At 66.3% G+C, this 14,268-nt stretch carries 16 protein-coding genes; 9 read left to right on the forward strand and 7 right to left on the reverse strand.

Features of this window, described 5'->3' with window-relative positions; genetic code table 11:
• Nucleotides 1-51: 51 nt before the first annotated feature.
• Entirely contained in the window at nt 52-1,071 is a 1,020-nt protein-coding gene (locus ACSBP4_RS09740) for a phosphoribosylaminoimidazolesuccinocarboxamide synthase (protein ID WP_435552094.1), read from the reverse strand.
• A gap of 340 nt (nt 1,072-1,411) precedes the next feature.
• Here ACSBP4_RS09740 and cofH point away from each other — a divergent pair, with 340 nt between their 5' ends.
• Together cofH and ACSBP4_RS09750 are read left to right on the forward strand one after the other, a co-directional pair.
• Nucleotides 1,412-2,791, forward strand: coding sequence for a 7,8-didemethyl-8-hydroxy-5-deazariboflavin synthase subunit CofH (gene cofH / locus ACSBP4_RS09745; RefSeq protein WP_435552095.1), 1,380 nt, complete (start codon nt 1,412-1,414; stop codon nt 2,789-2,791).
• Between the two features lie 178 nt (nt 2,792-2,969).
• Nucleotides 2,970-3,392 (forward strand): hypothetical protein, encoded by a 423-nt coding sequence (locus ACSBP4_RS09750; protein WP_049964881.1) that lies wholly within the window; start codon nt 2,970-2,972, stop codon nt 3,390-3,392.
• 31 nt (nt 3,393-3,423) lie between these two features.
• Here ACSBP4_RS09750 and ACSBP4_RS09755 read toward each other — a convergent pair whose 3' ends face one another.
• The gene (locus ACSBP4_RS09755) at nt 3,424-4,065 is read right to left on the reverse strand and encodes a cyclase family protein (RefSeq protein ID WP_435552096.1); all 642 of its coding nucleotides are present in this window, start codon (nt 4,063-4,065) and stop codon (nt 3,424-3,426) included.
• A gap of 112 nt (nt 4,066-4,177) precedes the next feature.
• On the opposite strand from ACSBP4_RS09755, the gene ACSBP4_RS09760 reads away from it, so the two are divergent.
• The 3 genes from ACSBP4_RS09760 (at nt 4,178) to ACSBP4_RS09770 (ending at nt 6,120) form a co-directional block, all read left to right on the forward strand.
• Complete coding sequence (locus ACSBP4_RS09760; RefSeq protein WP_049964879.1) at nt 4,178-4,936, forward strand: SDR family NAD(P)-dependent oxidoreductase; 759 nt, start codon at nt 4,178-4,180, stop codon at nt 4,934-4,936.
• 42 nt (nt 4,937-4,978) lie between these two features.
• Nucleotides 4,979-5,437, forward strand: coding sequence for a nucleoside deaminase (locus tag ACSBP4_RS09765; protein WP_435552097.1), 459 nt, complete (start codon nt 4,979-4,981; stop codon nt 5,435-5,437).
• A gap of 533 nt (nt 5,438-5,970) precedes the next feature.
• Complete coding sequence (locus tag ACSBP4_RS09770; protein ID WP_162834885.1) at nt 5,971-6,120, forward strand: hypothetical protein; 150 nt, start codon at nt 5,971-5,973, stop codon at nt 6,118-6,120.
• A gap of 495 nt (nt 6,121-6,615) precedes the next feature.
• Here ACSBP4_RS09770 and cofG read toward each other — a convergent pair whose 3' ends face one another.
• The 4 genes from cofG to ACSBP4_RS09790 form a co-directional block, all read right to left on the reverse strand.
• The gene (gene cofG, locus ACSBP4_RS09775) at nt 6,616-7,779 is read right to left on the reverse strand and encodes a 7,8-didemethyl-8-hydroxy-5-deazariboflavin synthase subunit CofG (protein ID WP_049964877.1); all 1,164 of its coding nucleotides are present in this window, start codon (nt 7,777-7,779) and stop codon (nt 6,616-6,618) included.
• 61 nt (nt 7,780-7,840) lie between these two features.
• Nucleotides 7,841-8,515: a 2-phospho-L-lactate guanylyltransferase gene (gene cofC / locus ACSBP4_RS09780; RefSeq protein ID WP_435552098.1), complete on the reverse strand. Its 675-nt coding sequence runs from the start codon at nt 8,513-8,515 to the stop codon at nt 7,841-7,843.
• Between the two features lie 160 nt (nt 8,516-8,675).
• Nucleotides 8,676-9,854 carry a tubulin/FtsZ family protein gene (locus tag ACSBP4_RS09785; RefSeq protein ID WP_006181321.1) on the reverse strand — a complete coding sequence of 393 codons (1,179 nt, stop codon included), beginning with the start codon at nt 9,852-9,854 and terminating at the stop codon, nt 8,676-8,678.
• A gap of 235 nt (nt 9,855-10,089) precedes the next feature.
• Entirely contained in the window at nt 10,090-11,010 is a 921-nt protein-coding gene (locus ACSBP4_RS09790; RefSeq protein ID WP_435552099.1) for a complex I NDUFA9 subunit family protein, read from the reverse strand.
• Between the two features lie 98 nt (nt 11,011-11,108).
• On the opposite strand from ACSBP4_RS09790, the gene tmk reads away from it, so the two are divergent.
• The 4 genes from tmk to ACSBP4_RS09810 all read left to right on the forward strand — a co-directional run bounded on the left by tmk (nt 11,109) and on the right by ACSBP4_RS09810 (nt 13,132).
• A complete protein-coding gene (gene tmk / locus ACSBP4_RS09795) occupies nt 11,109-11,714 on the forward strand; it encodes a dTMP kinase (protein ID WP_006650221.1) in 606 nt (201 codons plus the stop codon).
• 70 nt (nt 11,715-11,784) lie between these two features.
• Nucleotides 11,785-12,015, forward strand: coding sequence for an Lrp/AsnC family transcriptional regulator (locus tag ACSBP4_RS09800; protein ID WP_006181318.1), 231 nt, complete (start codon nt 11,785-11,787; stop codon nt 12,013-12,015).
• A gap of 140 nt (nt 12,016-12,155) precedes the next feature.
• Nucleotides 12,156-12,902: a potassium channel family protein gene (locus ACSBP4_RS09805; RefSeq protein ID WP_435552100.1), complete on the forward strand. Its 747-nt coding sequence runs from the start codon at nt 12,156-12,158 to the stop codon at nt 12,900-12,902.
• The gene (locus tag ACSBP4_RS09810) at nt 12,902-13,132 is read left to right on the forward strand and encodes an Lrp/AsnC family transcriptional regulator (protein ID WP_006181316.1); all 231 of its coding nucleotides are present in this window, start codon (nt 12,902-12,904) and stop codon (nt 13,130-13,132) included. The genes ACSBP4_RS09805 and ACSBP4_RS09810 overlap by 1 nt, the downstream gene beginning before the upstream one ends.
• Before the next feature lie 520 nt (nt 13,133-13,652).
• Here ACSBP4_RS09810 and ACSBP4_RS09815 read toward each other — a convergent pair.
• Nucleotides 13,653-14,177 (reverse strand): DUF5813 family protein, encoded by a 525-nt coding sequence (locus ACSBP4_RS09815; protein WP_435552101.1) that lies wholly within the window; start codon nt 14,175-14,177, stop codon nt 13,653-13,655.
• Between the last annotated feature and the right edge of the window lie 91 nt (nt 14,178-14,268).

A 14,268-nucleotide genomic window follows, 5' to 3' on the forward strand; every position in this document is an offset into this window, starting at 1 on the left:
ACGCGTGATCGAGCCGGTAGCGGCGCTCGTTCCCGCCCGGACTCGCCGTCGTCAGAGCCGCCGGACTGCGCCGATCGCGCTCGAGAGCGGCGGCGCGTCGAAGAATTCGCGGTCGGTGTAGGCGTTCGCACCGCTGCGATACAGTTCGCTCGCGGTCTCGAGAACCGACTCCTCGAGGGGCTCGGGCGCTTCCTCGCAGAGCGATTTCCAGTCGGCGACGTCCTCGGCTTTGGCCTCGGCCTTGGCGTCGTCGACGGCCCGGACCCAGTCGGGCTGAGTGCGCTTGTGGTACTGGCGCAGGACCTCCTTCGAGAGTTGGGTCCCCTCGTAGCTAAAGCGGTTCTCGTCGAAGGTGCCGACGACGTCGCCGACCCGGATCTCGCCCTGATAGTAGAGACACTCGATCTTGCCGTCCTCGTGGGTCAACCCGGCGGCGTCGGCCTGCTCGGTAACGATCCGGTTGACCTCACGGGCCAGTGACTCGAGGTCGTCGATCGACGCCTTGCCGGCGATGGCGTCAGCCTCCGCCCGCTCGAGATAGCGGTCGCCTTCCTCGTACTTCGTGGAGAACTCGACGATCGGCTCCGCGAGGTCGACGGCCTCGTCGGGCCACTCGTCGAACGCGAGCCCGTGGTCCGCGGGGTCGGTTCGGCTGCGCAGGCTCGAGCCGACCGGGACCCGGTTGCGGAAGACGATCTCCAGCGGGATCAGGTAGTTCTCGCCGGCCGCCTCGTGGTAGCTGTCGTAGTCGTACGCCCGTCCCTCGTGGGGGAGGTCGGGCACCTGCGTCAGATCGATGGCCATCTCCCAGGGCGGGTGGGACGCGTCCGCGAGGTCGACGACATCGCCGTTTTCGACAACGCCGCGGTAATGGGTGGGGACGCCCTCGGACTCGAGCAGTTCGAAGTTGAACGCGCCCATGGTACAGAGGCTCGCGCCCTTCTGGGGGATCTGGTCGGGCATCTTCCCCCAGTCGAACACCGAGTAGTCGTCGGTAAAGACGAACGAGCCGCGGCCGAGATCGTCGTCGGTCGCGTCCTCCTCGATGCGGAACTCCTTGACGCTGGTCATCGGCTCCACCTCGCGTGGATCCTGGACCGGTCGAACGGTTGCGCTGTGCGTGCAGTCACGCGAGACACCTCAGGACGTGTTCGCCCCCGTCGCTCATATCCCAGTTGCCGTGGCCGGAGCGTAAGAAGGTTTCAATATTCGGTCGGTAGTCGGGAGCCGGAGCGCCGGAGCCAGACGCGGAGTGACGATCGCCACCACCGGTTCGGTTCGACGGCCGGTGGCGGCCGCGATCCGCCTTGCCTCGCGTCATCGGTAGCGGCAACTCTCGACGCGGCCGATTCTGACTGGGCGGGGTCCGGATCCATCACCCTTTTCTCGCTGTGCGAGCATCGTTACGTCGATGGAGCGACCGGTGACCGAGGCCGACCTGGCGTTCGAACACGTTCCCGAGACCGACCAGTCGTTCGAGAACGCACTGGCGAAAGCGCGCGATGGCGACCGACTCGATGTCGACGACGCCATCGAGTTACTCACGACTGGGACCGACAGCGACGGCATCGATCGCCGGCGCAAGGAACGCGTCCTCGAGGCGGCCGACCGCCGGCGCGCCGAGCAGGTCGGCGAGGAGGTCACCTTCATCGCGAACCTGAACAACAACGTCACGACGGCCTGTAACGTGGGCTGTCTGTTCTGCAATTTCAAAGATGCAGCTCACACCTTCGAGAGCGAGACGGAGATCGAGACGGCGGGGTTCACGAAGACGCCCGCCGAGTCCCGCGAGATCGTCGCCGACGCCGTCGAACGGGGCATCTACGAAGTCACGTCCGTCTCGGGACTGCACCCCGCGTTCGCGCTCGACGACGAGCATCGGGAGATCCTCGACGCCCATCCCAACCCCAAGGAAGTCAACTACAAGCCGCCGGCGGTCTACGACACCAGTCCCGGTACCTACACGGACCAGCTCTCGGCGATGAGCGTCGACGGCGTCCACGTCCACTCGATGACGCCCGAAGAGGCCTACCACGCCCGGCGGGGCACCGACTGGTCCTACGAGGAGGTCTACCGCCGACTGCAGGAGGCCGGGCTGGATACCGTTCCCGGCACCGCAGCGGAGATCCTCGTCGAGGAGGTCCGCGAGGTCATCTGCCCCGGCAAGATCAGTACCGAGGGGTGGCTCGAGGCCATGGAGGCCGCCGCGAACGTCGGCCTCGGGATGACGGCGACGATCATGTACGGTCACGTCGAGAACGAGGCCCACCGCGCGATGCACTTAAAACGGATTCGTGACTTACAGGATCGGACCGGCAACATCACCGAGTTCGTCCCCCTCTCTTTCATCCACCAGAACACGCCGCTGTACGAACACGACGTGGTCTCTGGCGGGGCCAGCATCGACGAGGACGAACTGCTGATCGCCGTCTCGCGGCTGTTCCTCGATAACATCGATCACATCCAGGCCTCGTGGGTCAAGTACGGCGACGAGCAGGGGCTGAAGATGCTCTCGTGTGGGGCCGACGACTACATGGGGACGATCCTTTCGGAGGAGATCACCAAACGCGCCGGCGGCGGCTTCGGCGAGTTCCGCTCGTTCGAGGACTACGTCGAGATGATCTCCTCGATCGGCCGCGTGCCCGTCGAGCGCTCGACCGACTACAAGCAGCGCCGGGTCATCGACCCCGACGACCCGCCCTTTGGCCCCCGACTCGGGCCGAAGGCCGACGGGACGCCGCTGCTGACTCGAGCGGAACGGGAAGAGCGGGCGGTGCCGGCCGACGACTGATCGGTGCCGGCCGTCTCCATCCGTCGTTCCGCGGTGGCGGCACACTGCCACCGCTCCCGGTGACTACAGTCCCTGTTTCAGTGAGATGAATACTTAACTGCGGCCCGGTCCCACTCACGATCGTGTCTCGTGACAGACCTCTTGAACGTACTCCTGCCATCGGTGTTTTGTCCCGATAATGACGGCTTCGTTTCACGGGAACGGGCGACTGGTACTGGGACTCGTTCTCATCGTAAGTACGGTAGCGCTCGGCGGCTGTCTGACCCAAGCGGACTACTCGACCTCGGTCGGCGAACCGACCAATGGGACGGTCATACGGAACGTCTCCGTCTACGACGTCAACGAGCTAGACGGGGCGCGATACGAACTCGACCATCGTCTCGACGACGAGACCAATTACTCCCTCAAGACGTACGAACGGACGAACGGAACGGACGAAATCGTCAAGATATCCTCGCTGACGGGGCACGAACCGACGTACAAGAACGATCTGGCACCGCCGCAGGACCGCGGCGACGAGCGGACGTACAGACTCGTCGTCGTCCGATCGGACACCGGTGCGACCGTCGACGCTATCACGATAACGATCAAGCGGAACTAGCGGTCGCAGTAATTACTCGCGGTCGTGAGGCCTAGTCCCCACCGCGGACGCCGACGGCCCGCACCGGTGCGCCATCGCCAGCGAGCGCGAGCGGATACGCCCGGAGTTCGAACCGCTCGCCGACCGCCTCGAGCCCGGTCAGATTCTCGAGGATCAGCCGGTCGTCGCCGAGCAGTGCGTGGTGGGCCGGGACGCCGTCGGGCTCGTCCGCGCCAGCACCCTCGGTCGGCGTCGGATCGGGGTTGAGCGCGTCGACGGCCACATCGAGTCCCCGATCGGCGCAGGTTTCGGCCGCGGCCGGCGAGAGATAGGGATGCTCGAGGTAGCGGTCGGTCCCCCAGTGGGCGTCCCAGCCGGTCCAGAACGCGGCGAGGTCGGCGTCGCCGTCGGGCACTCGCGACGCGGGGATCGGCTCGCGGGCCTCGAGGTCGCGACAGTCGACCCGGACGGCGTCGAAGACGAACCGCTCGAGCGGATAGGCAGCGAGCGTTCGGCCGTCGGGCTCGGTGTGGGCGGGCGCGTCGACGTGGGTTCCGGTGTGGCTGCCACACTCGAGGCTCGAGACGCGAGCGCCGTCGTCCGCGTGGGTCGCGTGGGGGTGGACGGCGACCGGGGGGTCGCCGGGGTAGGTCTGCATCCCCGTTTCGATCGGCTGGGTGAGATCGATCTGCATGCGGGATAGCTGTCGGCGACGGGGCATAACGCTGTCCGGACCTCGAGCCGATCGATGGTCGATTTTCAGAACCGGTGACAATCATTATACGGTATCCCGATAACGTGTGGGTATGCGACTCGAAGGCAAGACAGCGTTTATCACGGGCGCGGGCTCAGGTCTCGGGCGGGAAGCAGCGCAGCTGTTCGCCGAGGAGGGCGCGACGATCGTCGCGGCCGACATCGATCACGAGAGCGCCGCGGAGACGGTCGCTCGCGTCGAAGACGCGGGGCGGGACGGCACCGCGCTCGAGTTGGACGTCCGGGACGCCGACGCGGTCCACGCGGCCGTCGACGAGGCGGTCTCGGAGTTCGGCCTCGATATCATGCTGAACAACGCGGGCGTGAGCCACGAGCGCTCGAAGATCGAGGAGATCGACGAAGGCGAGCGCGATCGGGTCATGGACGTCAACGTGAAGGGCGTCTGGAACGGCTGCCATGCCGTGATCCCCCACTTCAAGGAGCAGGGGTCGGGCGCGATCGTCAACACGGCGTCGCTGGCGGGCGTCATCGGCGCGCCCCAACTGGGTGCCTACTCGCTGTCGAAGGGAGCGGTCGTCAACTTCACGCGGACCGTCGCGGCGGAGGTCGGCCCGGCCGGCGTCCGGGCGAACGCGGTCTGTCCGGGCGTCACCGACACGGCGATGCCCCGGCAGAACCGCACCGAGGAGGAGTGGGAAGCGACCAAGGAGGAGATGTCGCGACACTACCCGCTCAAACGGCTGGGCGAGCCGGAAGACATCGCCAACGCCATGCTGTTTCTGGCCAGCGACGAGGCCGACTGGATTACCGGGCAGGCGCTGGTCGTCGACGGCGGCTTCTCCTGTACGTAGCTCGAGGCGAAGCGTTTCGGAACCGGCGACCGAACGGCCGCTATGGCCACTGACGACTCGTACGTGCGGCAGGCGATCGACCTCGCGGAATCGGCGGTCGAGAACGGTAACACCCCCTTCGGTTCCCTGCTCGTCGTCGACGACGCGGTCGTCCGGACCGCGGAGAACACCACCCTAACTGACGACGACGTGTCGGCCCACCCCGAGTTCAAGCTCGCTCGGTGGGCCGCGCGCGAACTCGAGCCGAGCGAGCGCGCGGCCTGTACGATGTACACCAGCACCGAGCCCTGCCCGATGTGTGCGAGCGCGATCGTCTATGCGGGGCTGGACCGAGTCGTCTACAGCGTTCCCGTCGACTCGCTTGCCGGGATCCGGGACGACGGCGTGATCGAGATTCCCTGTGACGAAGTCGTCGAGCGAGCCAATGCCGACACCAGCGTCGACGGGCCGGTCCTCGAGGACGAGGGGCTGGCGCTCCACGAGGACTATTTTTCCGAGTGACGCCGCGACGGACTTTCCTCGCAGTCCGAAACTGACCCGCCATCCACCGTGCGGTGGCGCGCGCTGTGCCGCGGTGAACCGCCGGTGAACCGCGGCGCGACGCCGTGCGAGGGATGAGCGAACGAAGTGAGCGAATCGGCTGGGGAGGGCGTGGCAACTCCGTGTTGCCACGATAGCAGGACGCTCGTCGCCGTCAGTACCGCCGTAGCCGAATCTCCTGTTTTCGATCACAAATCCGTGAATTACCGATGCTCGAGTCACAGCGACTAGTTCTCACTACACCATCCAGTAGTTATAAGTTATAATGGGAGTACATTCAACTGGAAGCCGGTCTCCGAACGGAGCAAGGGGGCTGCATCGAAACGCCCCGGGTGCGGAGACACCCGAGACCTGGCTTCCAAGCGACCTGCTTGAAGCCATGCTTCGCTTCGTACTATCGGGATATAAACGTCCCGCACGACGGTGGAATCAACCCCGACGATCAGCGACGGCCCTTGAGGCCCCGCTGCGGTCCTCGAGAACCGGTGATCGCGATGCCTGACAATGACCCGTTCGAGTCGTCGCTCCCCGACTGTCCCCATTGCGGCCGCCCCGTCTGGGTGGTGACCGTCAGCGGACCCCGCGACGGGACCGCCTCACCCTGTGGCTGTTCCGTCGTGCCGGACCGCCTCGAGCGGGAGTAGCCAGCTCGGGGCTCAAGATTCAGTCCCGGTTGTCGCCGTCGACACTGTCGGCGACCCGCCTGACGAACCGCTGAATTGTACGCGATTCCGACCATCATCAAAGGATTGATAATTGAAGCCGAGACACTATAGAGACAAGCGAGATGCTTCGCTTTAGACGGGCGGTAATTGCGGTATCGGTAGTGATTCTGTCGGCAATAATGAACTATGTCGAATTTCACGGAACGAGCAGGAACGTTTCCTCGATCGGAGATTTCATCGTCTGGTTTGCGGTCGGCGTCCCTGTTGCCTATCTGTTCCTCACGATCAGTATCGTCTGTAGTACTGTTGTAATGGAGCGTCTATTTTCCGTTCTGAGATAACCTGGTCCTCTCGGGATCACTCTCTGAATTATAATCAGAGTCAGTCGCTCACCGTCTAGAGAAGGGAAAGAGCGGCAGGATAATTCACGTCCAGTCACACTTGCAACCGTTGGTAGCGTCCCGCTGGCCAATCTCAGTGTGACGCGGCCGTCTCTCCGTCCCGAAGCACCGACCGGTACCGCCCACCTGCCGCGTCGTCGGCCTCGAGCGCCGCCCGAATCGCTGCCGAGATCCACTCCCGGTCGCCGTCCGCGCCGTCGGCCAGCCGACCGTCGAAGCCGTCGGTCCGCAGTTCGGCCGGCAGGAACCGCTCGTAGACCGGTAGTCGCTCGCCAAGCGGCACGCCCGCGCTCGCGGCGATCTCCTCGAGTTCCCTGAGCGCGGGCCACTTGTATTCGGGGTTGATGTGGTCGTCGGTGACCGGCGAGACGCCGCCGAGGTCGTCGACGCCGCAGTCGATCAGGTCCTTGGCGGGGGCGAGATTTGGCGGGACCTGCACCGAAATCTCCTCGGGCAGGGCGGCGCGGGCCATCGCCGTCACCTGCCGCATCGTCGCGAGATCGGGCGAGCCGCCGGACCAGCGCTCGTTCTCGACGACGGGCTGGACGATCACCTCCTGGATGTGGTCGTAGCGTTCGTGGAGCTCCCGGATGGCCAGCAGGCTCTCGGCGCGGTCGCGCCAGTCTTCGCCGATCCCCACCAGGATTCCGGTCGTAAAGGCCACGTCGAGTTCGCCCGCGTTCTCGAGGGTGCGCAGGCGCTGGCCGGGCACCTTGCGCCGCGGGCCGGCGTGGGCCCCGACCTCGGCGGTCGTCTCGAGCATCACGCCCATGCTGGCGTTGACGTCGGCGACTTCGGCCAGCTGCTCGCGGGTCTGGTCGCCCGGGTTCGCGTGCGGGAGCAGTCCTTCCTCGAGCGCCACTTCACAGGCCTCGCGCAGATAGGTATGAATCGAGTCGTGGCCCCACGCCTCGAGTTGCGCGTGGATCTCGGTGTAGCGGTCGTCGGGGTCGTCGCCGAAGGTAAACAGCGCCTCCGTACAGCCGGCGTCGGCCCCGCGCCGACAGATCTCGCGGACCTCCTCGAGCGAGAGCAGTTCGGCCTGACCCGGCGGGTCGAAGTAGGTGCAGTAGGTACAGGTGTAGCGACACGCGGTCGTCAGCGGCACGAAGACGTTCCGCGAGAACGTAAGCGCCGGCGGCGCGTCGACGTCGCTCGGGCTGACTTGGAGGAGGTCGTCGACGGCCCCCTCCTCGACCGCGACGTCGACGCCGTACTCGCTGGCCCCGGGAAACATTACCTCCCATTGTCGTGGCTCGGCACATAAGGCCTTCACTTCGTGGCGATCGTCGGGGCCGTCACTCGGCCGTCGGGCCGCCGTCGCGGACCGCGGCGACCCGGCCGTCGCGACGCTCGAGTTCGAAGCCGAACTCGCGGAGAATGGCCGGCGCGCGGTCGCTCTCGCGGCCGTGGACGAGGACCTCGACGAGGTCCGCGGGCTCGTCGATGTCGGTCCCCAGCCGGAAGGAGTCGACCGTCTCGAGGGTCGCGCCGACCTCGCGGGCGATCCCGCGGTGGTCGAGATAGGAGAGGCCGTGGTAGTCGACGCGGAAGTCCGGCTGATCGACGACGAGGGCGTTGGTGCCGCCGCCGCGGCCGGGCGCGATCGCGACGTCGGCCCCCGCGGTCAGAAGCTCCTCGAGCGCGTCGGGCGTCGCGAGCGCGAGATCGGCCATGACGACGGCGACGGGATCGTCACCGGCGTCGGCCGGCAGCCGCGCGTTGACCGCCTCGGTCAGCGGGCGGTCGTCGACCGTCAGCGACGTCGCCGCGGCGACCTCGCCCGGCATCTCGAGCGCCGCGAGGTCCAGCGGCGCGGTCGAGACGACGGCGGGCTCGTGGCCCGCGCGGACGATCGCGCGAAGCACGTCCGCGAGCATGGCCCGGGCGAACTGCGAGCGCTCGGCCGGGGAGAGGACGGACTCGAGCCGCGTCTTCGGCGTCTCGGCGGCGAACGGAACCACGACGCGCATGTGAATCTAGTTGCGGTAGCCGGGGCGGCCTCAAAAACACGTCGGAGCGAAGATCGAGGGCGGCCGACGGTGGCCATCGGCGCTCGAGAACGCTGGCGATCGACTGCCCCCTCCCGGCGAGCGCGGCGCTCGCCCCGTCGATCGTCGAAAGAGCGGCGGCCTAGAACAGCGGCTCGAGTTCGTCCTCGTCGTCCTCGACGAGTTCCTCGAGGTTCTCTTCGCTTTCCTGCTGGATGTCGTCGATGTTGTCCTGTGCCTCGATGGCGACCTGCTGCAGTCGCTTGATCCGGGGGACGTTGGTCACGCCGGAAAGCAGGATGGCAGCGGCCACCTCGGGCTCCTCTCGCGGGAAGTCGCCACCGCGGACTTCCATGCTGCCCGTTTCCTCCTCGAGCCACTTGCGGCCGCGTTCGATGCCTTTCCGATTGAGGTACTCGGAGGGACCGGAGAGGACGAGCAGCGCGCGCTCGGTACCCTCGATCTCACAGGGGAGCGTGAGTCGGCCGAGCGCGGCCTTGCGGACGAGGCTCGTGATACGGTTGGTCGTGTTTGCGGCGTCTAAGTCGTCCTCGCTGCCGCCTTCGCCGGTAAAGCGAGAGAGGAGGCCACCGCCGGTGTTCATCTCGACTTCCTCGCTCGCGAAGCCGACGGTCGAGACGCCGCCGCCCGAAAGCGTGTTGATGATCTCCGAGGAGTCGACGACGCTCTCGGCGACCTCCTGTCCGTCGCCGACCTCGCCGGCACCAAAGAGGATGCCAAAGCGGCGGACGATCTCCTCGTTGATCTGGTCGTAGCCGCCCTCGACGGACTCGCCGGTCTGTCGCCAGGAGTCGTTGTCGAAGACGAGCAGGTTGTCGACCTCGCGGACGAACGTCTGGAAGGATCGTGCCGCGTTGAGCGTGTAGATTCCGCCTTCGTCGGTGCCCGGCAGGACGCCGAGGCCGTAGACCGGGATCGTGTAGATCCGCTGGAGGTGTTTCGCGAGGACCGGCGCGCCACCCGAGCCGGTGCCACCGCCCATCCCGGCAACGATGAGGAAGGCGTCGACCTCGTGGGTCGGGATCGCGTCGATCGCGTTTTGCACCTCGTCGATGTCTTCCTCGGCGACTTCCGCGCCGAGTTCGTTGTCAGCACCCACGCCGTGGCCCTTCACGCGGGCCTGGCCGATGAGTACGCGATTCTCCTGTGGAATATTCTCCAGGCCCATGAGGTCCGCTTTCGCGGAGTTGACAGCGATCGCTGCCCGGACGATTCCGCTTCCCGTCCGATCGTCGTAATCGAGGAACCGATCGACGATTTTGCCACCGGCCTGTCCGAATCCGATCATCGCCAGCTTCATTGTTTATCAGGGGGCTCCGTTGGATTGGTAACAGTGGGATAGAGGATATAAGTCTTGTGCTAATCTGAATTTCTCGATTAATAGAGTATTGCTCGAGAGCGCCGCGTAGAGACAATGAAGCGCCCAATATCGCGAGTAGTAAATATCTTTTTACCCTCGCCCATAGTGTTTTTATATTACGTTTCGTACCTGAGCGCCGGTGATCGGAACGGTGACCGCCCCGGCTGGCGCTCGATCAGGCAGTTCCCGCCGGCCGTCCTCGGCGACCGGGTCCCGCGAGGCCGAGATACGAGGCGAGCGTCGTCAGGTCGGCCGGGTCGCGATCGAACGCGGTCACGTCGTTGTCGGTAACGGTATTGTCGAACGCCAGCGAGCGTGCCTGATCCGGGCCGAAGGGCAGGAACGGGACCGGGCCGATCGCCGAGAGGCCGACCTTGGCCAGTCCCATCGGGATCGGGACGATCGTGATGTCTTTGCCTTCGGCCGCGTAGGCCAGCTCGGTCACGTCCGCGAGGGTCAGGACCTCCGGCCCCGCGAGGTCGTAGGTCTCGCCGGTGTGGGCCTCGTCCTCGAGCGCGTCGGCGAGCATCGGGACGAGGTCGCCGACCCAGATCGGCTGGAACCGCGTCTTCCCGCCGCCGGGGAGTCCGGTCACGTACGGCGTGGTCAGCGCCTTCGTGAAGTCGACGAACTCGCCGCCGTCCCCGAAGACCACGGAGGGGCGGACGATCGTCCACTCGAGGGCGGACGACCGGACGACCGCTTCGGCCTTGCCTTTCGTGCGGATGTAAGCGGTCGCGCCGTCGGGGTCCGCTCCGAGCGCGCTCAACTGGAGGAACCGGTCGATGTCACCGGCCTCGGCGGCTCGCACGAGGTTCTCGGTGCCGCCGAGGTGGACCGTCTCGTGGCTCTTCCCACCGCGGGGCTTGAACAGCGGCGAGAGCGCGACGAGATTGACGACCGCGTCGTGGCCTGCGACGGTGTCGACGATCGAGTCGTAGGCGCTGACGTCGCCTATCGCGACCTCGACGCCGTCGGGCAGGCCGCCGCCGTCGGGCGAGCGCGACAGCGCCGTCACCTCGTGGCCGCGCTCGGCCAGTTCCGCACACAGGTTCGTCCCGATGAAGCCGGTGCCGCCGGCGACGAGGATCTTCATACACGAACGTGCCGGCGCAACGATAAATAGCTAGGCGGCTACGTAGTGAGGTCGTCCGTCTCGACAGATTGTAGTAGCCGTCACGCCCAGGTCCGGGCATGCTCGTCACGCTCGAGGGGTTAGACGGCAGCGGCAAGACGACGGTCCGGGAGGCCTTACGCGAGCGCTATCCGGACGCGACGGTCACGCGTGAACCCACTGACGACTCCTGGTACGGCGAGGCCGTCTACCGCTCGATCGCGGACGACGACGCCGACCCCCTGGCGGAACTCTTTCTCTACACCGCCGACCACGCGGCCCACCTCTCGCGAGTGATCCGCCCCGCCCTCGAGGCCGGCGACCTCGTGATCTCCGATCGCTACTCGGACTCCCGCTTTGCCTATCAGGGCGCGACCCTCGCGGACGCTCCGGCCTACGACTTTGCGGATCCGCTCGAGTACGTCGTCGATCTCCACCGGCCGTTCTCGATCGAGCCCGATCTGACGATCTATCTGGACCTCGACCCCGAGACCGCCGCCGAGCGCGCGGGGACGACGAACAAGTTCGAACGCACCGCCTACCTCGAGACGGTCCGGGAGAACTACGAGCGCCTGCTCGAGCGCGACCCCGAACGCTTCGTCCGGGTCGACGCAACACAGTCGCCCGCTGCGGTCCTCGAAACCGTCGTCGACGCGCTCGAGGCCGCGCGGTCGAGCGACCGCTGACCGGGCCGCGACCGCGTCTCGGTGGATTCGGGCAAAGGCTTTAGTCGTGCCAGAGTGTACCACACCGCCGATGGTCCACGCCTTCATCATGGTGAAGACCGCCGCCGGGAAGTCCGAGCGACTGCTCGCGGAGATCGGCGATCTCGAGTCGATCACCGATGCCCACATCGTCGCGGGCAACTACGACATCATCGCCGAAGTCGATACGCCGGAGGTCTACGACGTTCTCCAGACCGTCTCCTCGGACCTGCAGGCCCTCGACGGCGTCACCGACACGAAAACGTACATCGCGATGGGGTAGGGTCGCTCGAGCGCCGTTCGTCTCGTGGGCCAGTCGTCGTTTCTCGCCGCCCGCACATCGTGTCCTCGCGCCCGCCGGCCGAACGCATGCCATGGTAATCCGGGGCAAGCTTATTGACCGGGGCCGGCGTATCCCCCTGCATGCGGTTCGTGATTATCGGGGCCGGACGGGTTGGGCTGCGCACCGCGCGCGTCCTGCGCGACGAGGACCACAAGGTGACGATGGTCGAGCGCGACGAGCCGACGCGCAGACGCGCCCGTGAGCAAGGGTTCACCGTCGTCGACGGCGACGGCTCCCGCGAGGACGTCCTCGAGGCGGCCGGCATCGCCGACGCCGACGCCCTCGGCGCGCTGACCGGCGATCTGAACGTCAACTTCACCGCCTGCATGATCGGGAACCACCACGGCTGTCGGACGGTGATGCGGATCGACGAGGCCTACCGCGAGGGGATCTACCGGAAGTACGCCGACCAGGTCGACGAGGTGATCTACCCCGAACGACTCGGCGCGATCGGCGCGAAAAACGCCCTGCTGGGCGGGACGATCCGCGCCATTGCCGACGTTGCCCCCCACCTGCAGGTGGTCGAACTCACGCTCACCGCCGACGCTCCCGTCAACGGCTACACGATCAGCGAACTGCACCTGCCCGCCGACGCGACCGTCCTCGCGTTCGGCAAGGGCGACGGCCCCCTCGAGATCCCCACCGAGGACCTCTCGCTCGAGGCCGACGACCGGCTCGTCGTCCTCGCCGACTTCGACGTGTTGAGCGAGGTCCGTCAACTGCTGGTCGGCGAGACCGCCGAACGGGCCACCGCCAACGCCGGCACGGGCACGAGTTCGGCCGCGACCGAACTGCTCGAGGGCGACACGGACGGAGGTGCCAACTGATGGTTACAGCATTCGTCATGATCAAGGCGAACACGGGCGAGGCGGATCGGCTCAGAGACAGCATCGAATCGGTCGCGGGCGTGGAGTCGGCCCACATCGTCGCCGGCGACGTCGACCTCATCGCCAAAGCCAGCGTCGAGACGCCCGCGAAGGTCAAGGAGATCGCCGCCACCCACATCCAGGCCATCGAGGGTATCGAGGATACGCAGACGTACATCGCGATGGACTAGAAACGAAGTTTTGCGCTGTCGTTCGAGAGAGCGGAACTCTCTCGGACCTCGCGGAAGCAAAGCTCCCGCTTAGCTTCGATGAAAAGCACTCCTCCTTCCGTTCGTTCCTTTCAGTCACTCACATCAGTCGTCGGCCCGCTCGCTCCCTTCGGTCGCTCGCGGTGAGTATGGGGAAGGGCCTGCCCTCCCCCGCTGAGCGGAAGCTTCGCTTCCGCGAGGTCGTCGGCGCTTCGCGCCGACTGCTCGAGGGACCTTTGGTCCCTCGCCGCTCGGAAGAGCTTGCTCTTCCGTAGGGTCGCGGGGCTCTCGCGTCTGCTCGAGCCCCGCTCCCGGCCCCTAGACTACACTGAACCGTTCCACGAATAGTATATCGGCGAGTAAGCGGTTCGGAGAACCCGAGCGACGCCGTTCACCGAGCGCTGTGCGCTCGGGCCGACGAGCGACCACCGGGAGCGAGGAGGCTTTTATACTAAATTTTGCCGAGGGCCGCCTACGGCGGCCCGCAGAGCAAAATTTAGGTTTACATCGGCATTCCGCCGCCGTCGCCGTCAGCCGCCTGTTGGCCCCTGTTCTGGGCGTTCTCGAGCAGCGTCGCCGCTTCGCCGCGATAGTCGTAGCCTGGAATGATCCCCTGTGCGAAGGTCCCTTCGACGAACTCGATGAGGGCCTTGGCGTCGTCGACGCCCTCGGCGGCGTCCCAGGCAGTGTACTCGAGGTGGACTCGAACTTCGTCGGCGTCGCGTTCGACGGCCGGCTCCTCGTGGGTACTCGTGTGGGCGACGGTGAACACGTCCGCGAGCCGTCGCTCGAGCGTTTCGAACCAGCCGTCCTCGACTGGGTCGGCGACGACCTCGCCCGCCACGGCGGCGTCAAGCGTCGGCAGGACGACGGTGATCGAAAACCGGCCGTCGCGTTTCCCCTCCGCGTCGTCGGCCGTGACGGTCGTCTCGAAGACGGTCGTCTCGAGGTCGTAGGTGTCCCCGCGGGCCGTAAACGCGTCGTGGGACTCGAGTGCAGTGGCGACGGGATCGGGCAGGTCGGTCATTGGGGAACCAACGGGCGTGGCGGAAAAGGGTGTTACGTTGTTCGATGCGGTGCGGTCGCCACGTCAGCGACCGTTTCGAACGAAACCGCAC

It is taken from the genome of Natrinema sp. CGMCC1.2065 (genome assembly GCF_051225675.1).
In the GTDB taxonomy this organism is placed as follows: Archaea; Halobacteriota; Halobacteria; order Halobacteriales; family Natrialbaceae; genus Natrinema; species Natrinema thermotolerans.

Bases quoted from the DNA above. Each gene is read 5' to 3' on its own strand.
- ACSBP4_RS09740 (WP_435552094.1), bottom strand. From the start codon at position 1,071: ATGACCAGCGTCAAGGAGTTCCGCATCGAGGAGGACGCGACCGACGAC.
- cofH (WP_435552095.1), top strand. From the start codon at position 1,412: ATGGAGCGACCGGTGACCGAGGCCGACCTGGCGTTCGAACACGTTCCC.
- ACSBP4_RS09750 (WP_049964881.1), top strand. From the start codon at position 2,970: ATGACGGCTTCGTTTCACGGGAACGGGCGACTGGTACTGGGACTCGTT.
- ACSBP4_RS09755 (WP_435552096.1), bottom strand. From the start codon at position 4,065: ATGCAGATCGATCTCACCCAGCCGATCGAAACGGGGATGCAGACCTAC.
- ACSBP4_RS09760 (WP_049964879.1), top strand. From the start codon at position 4,178: ATGCGACTCGAAGGCAAGACAGCGTTTATCACGGGCGCGGGCTCAGGT.
- ACSBP4_RS09765 (WP_435552097.1), top strand. From the start codon at position 4,979: ATGGCCACTGACGACTCGTACGTGCGGCAGGCGATCGACCTCGCGGAA.
- ACSBP4_RS09770 (WP_162834885.1), top strand. From the start codon at position 5,971: ATGCCTGACAATGACCCGTTCGAGTCGTCGCTCCCCGACTGTCCCCAT.
- cofG (WP_049964877.1), bottom strand. From the start codon at position 7,779: ATGTTTCCCGGGGCCAGCGAGTACGGCGTCGACGTCGCGGTCGAGGAG.
- cofC (WP_435552098.1), bottom strand. From the start codon at position 8,515: ATGCGCGTCGTGGTTCCGTTCGCCGCCGAGACGCCGAAGACGCGGCTC.
- ACSBP4_RS09785 (WP_006181321.1), bottom strand. From the start codon at position 9,854: ATGAAGCTGGCGATGATCGGATTCGGACAGGCCGGTGGCAAAATCGTC.
- ACSBP4_RS09790 (WP_435552099.1), bottom strand. From the start codon at position 11,010: ATGAAGATCCTCGTCGCCGGCGGCACCGGCTTCATCGGGACGAACCTG.
- tmk (WP_006650221.1), top strand. From the start codon at position 11,109: ATGCTCGTCACGCTCGAGGGGTTAGACGGCAGCGGCAAGACGACGGTC.
- ACSBP4_RS09800 (WP_006181318.1), top strand. From the start codon at position 11,785: ATGGTCCACGCCTTCATCATGGTGAAGACCGCCGCCGGGAAGTCCGAG.
- ACSBP4_RS09805 (WP_435552100.1), top strand. From the start codon at position 12,156: ATGCGGTTCGTGATTATCGGGGCCGGACGGGTTGGGCTGCGCACCGCG.
- ACSBP4_RS09810 (WP_006181316.1), top strand. From the start codon at position 12,902: ATGGTTACAGCATTCGTCATGATCAAGGCGAACACGGGCGAGGCGGAT.
- ACSBP4_RS09815 (WP_435552101.1), bottom strand. From the start codon at position 14,177: ATGACCGACCTGCCCGATCCCGTCGCCACTGCACTCGAGTCCCACGAC.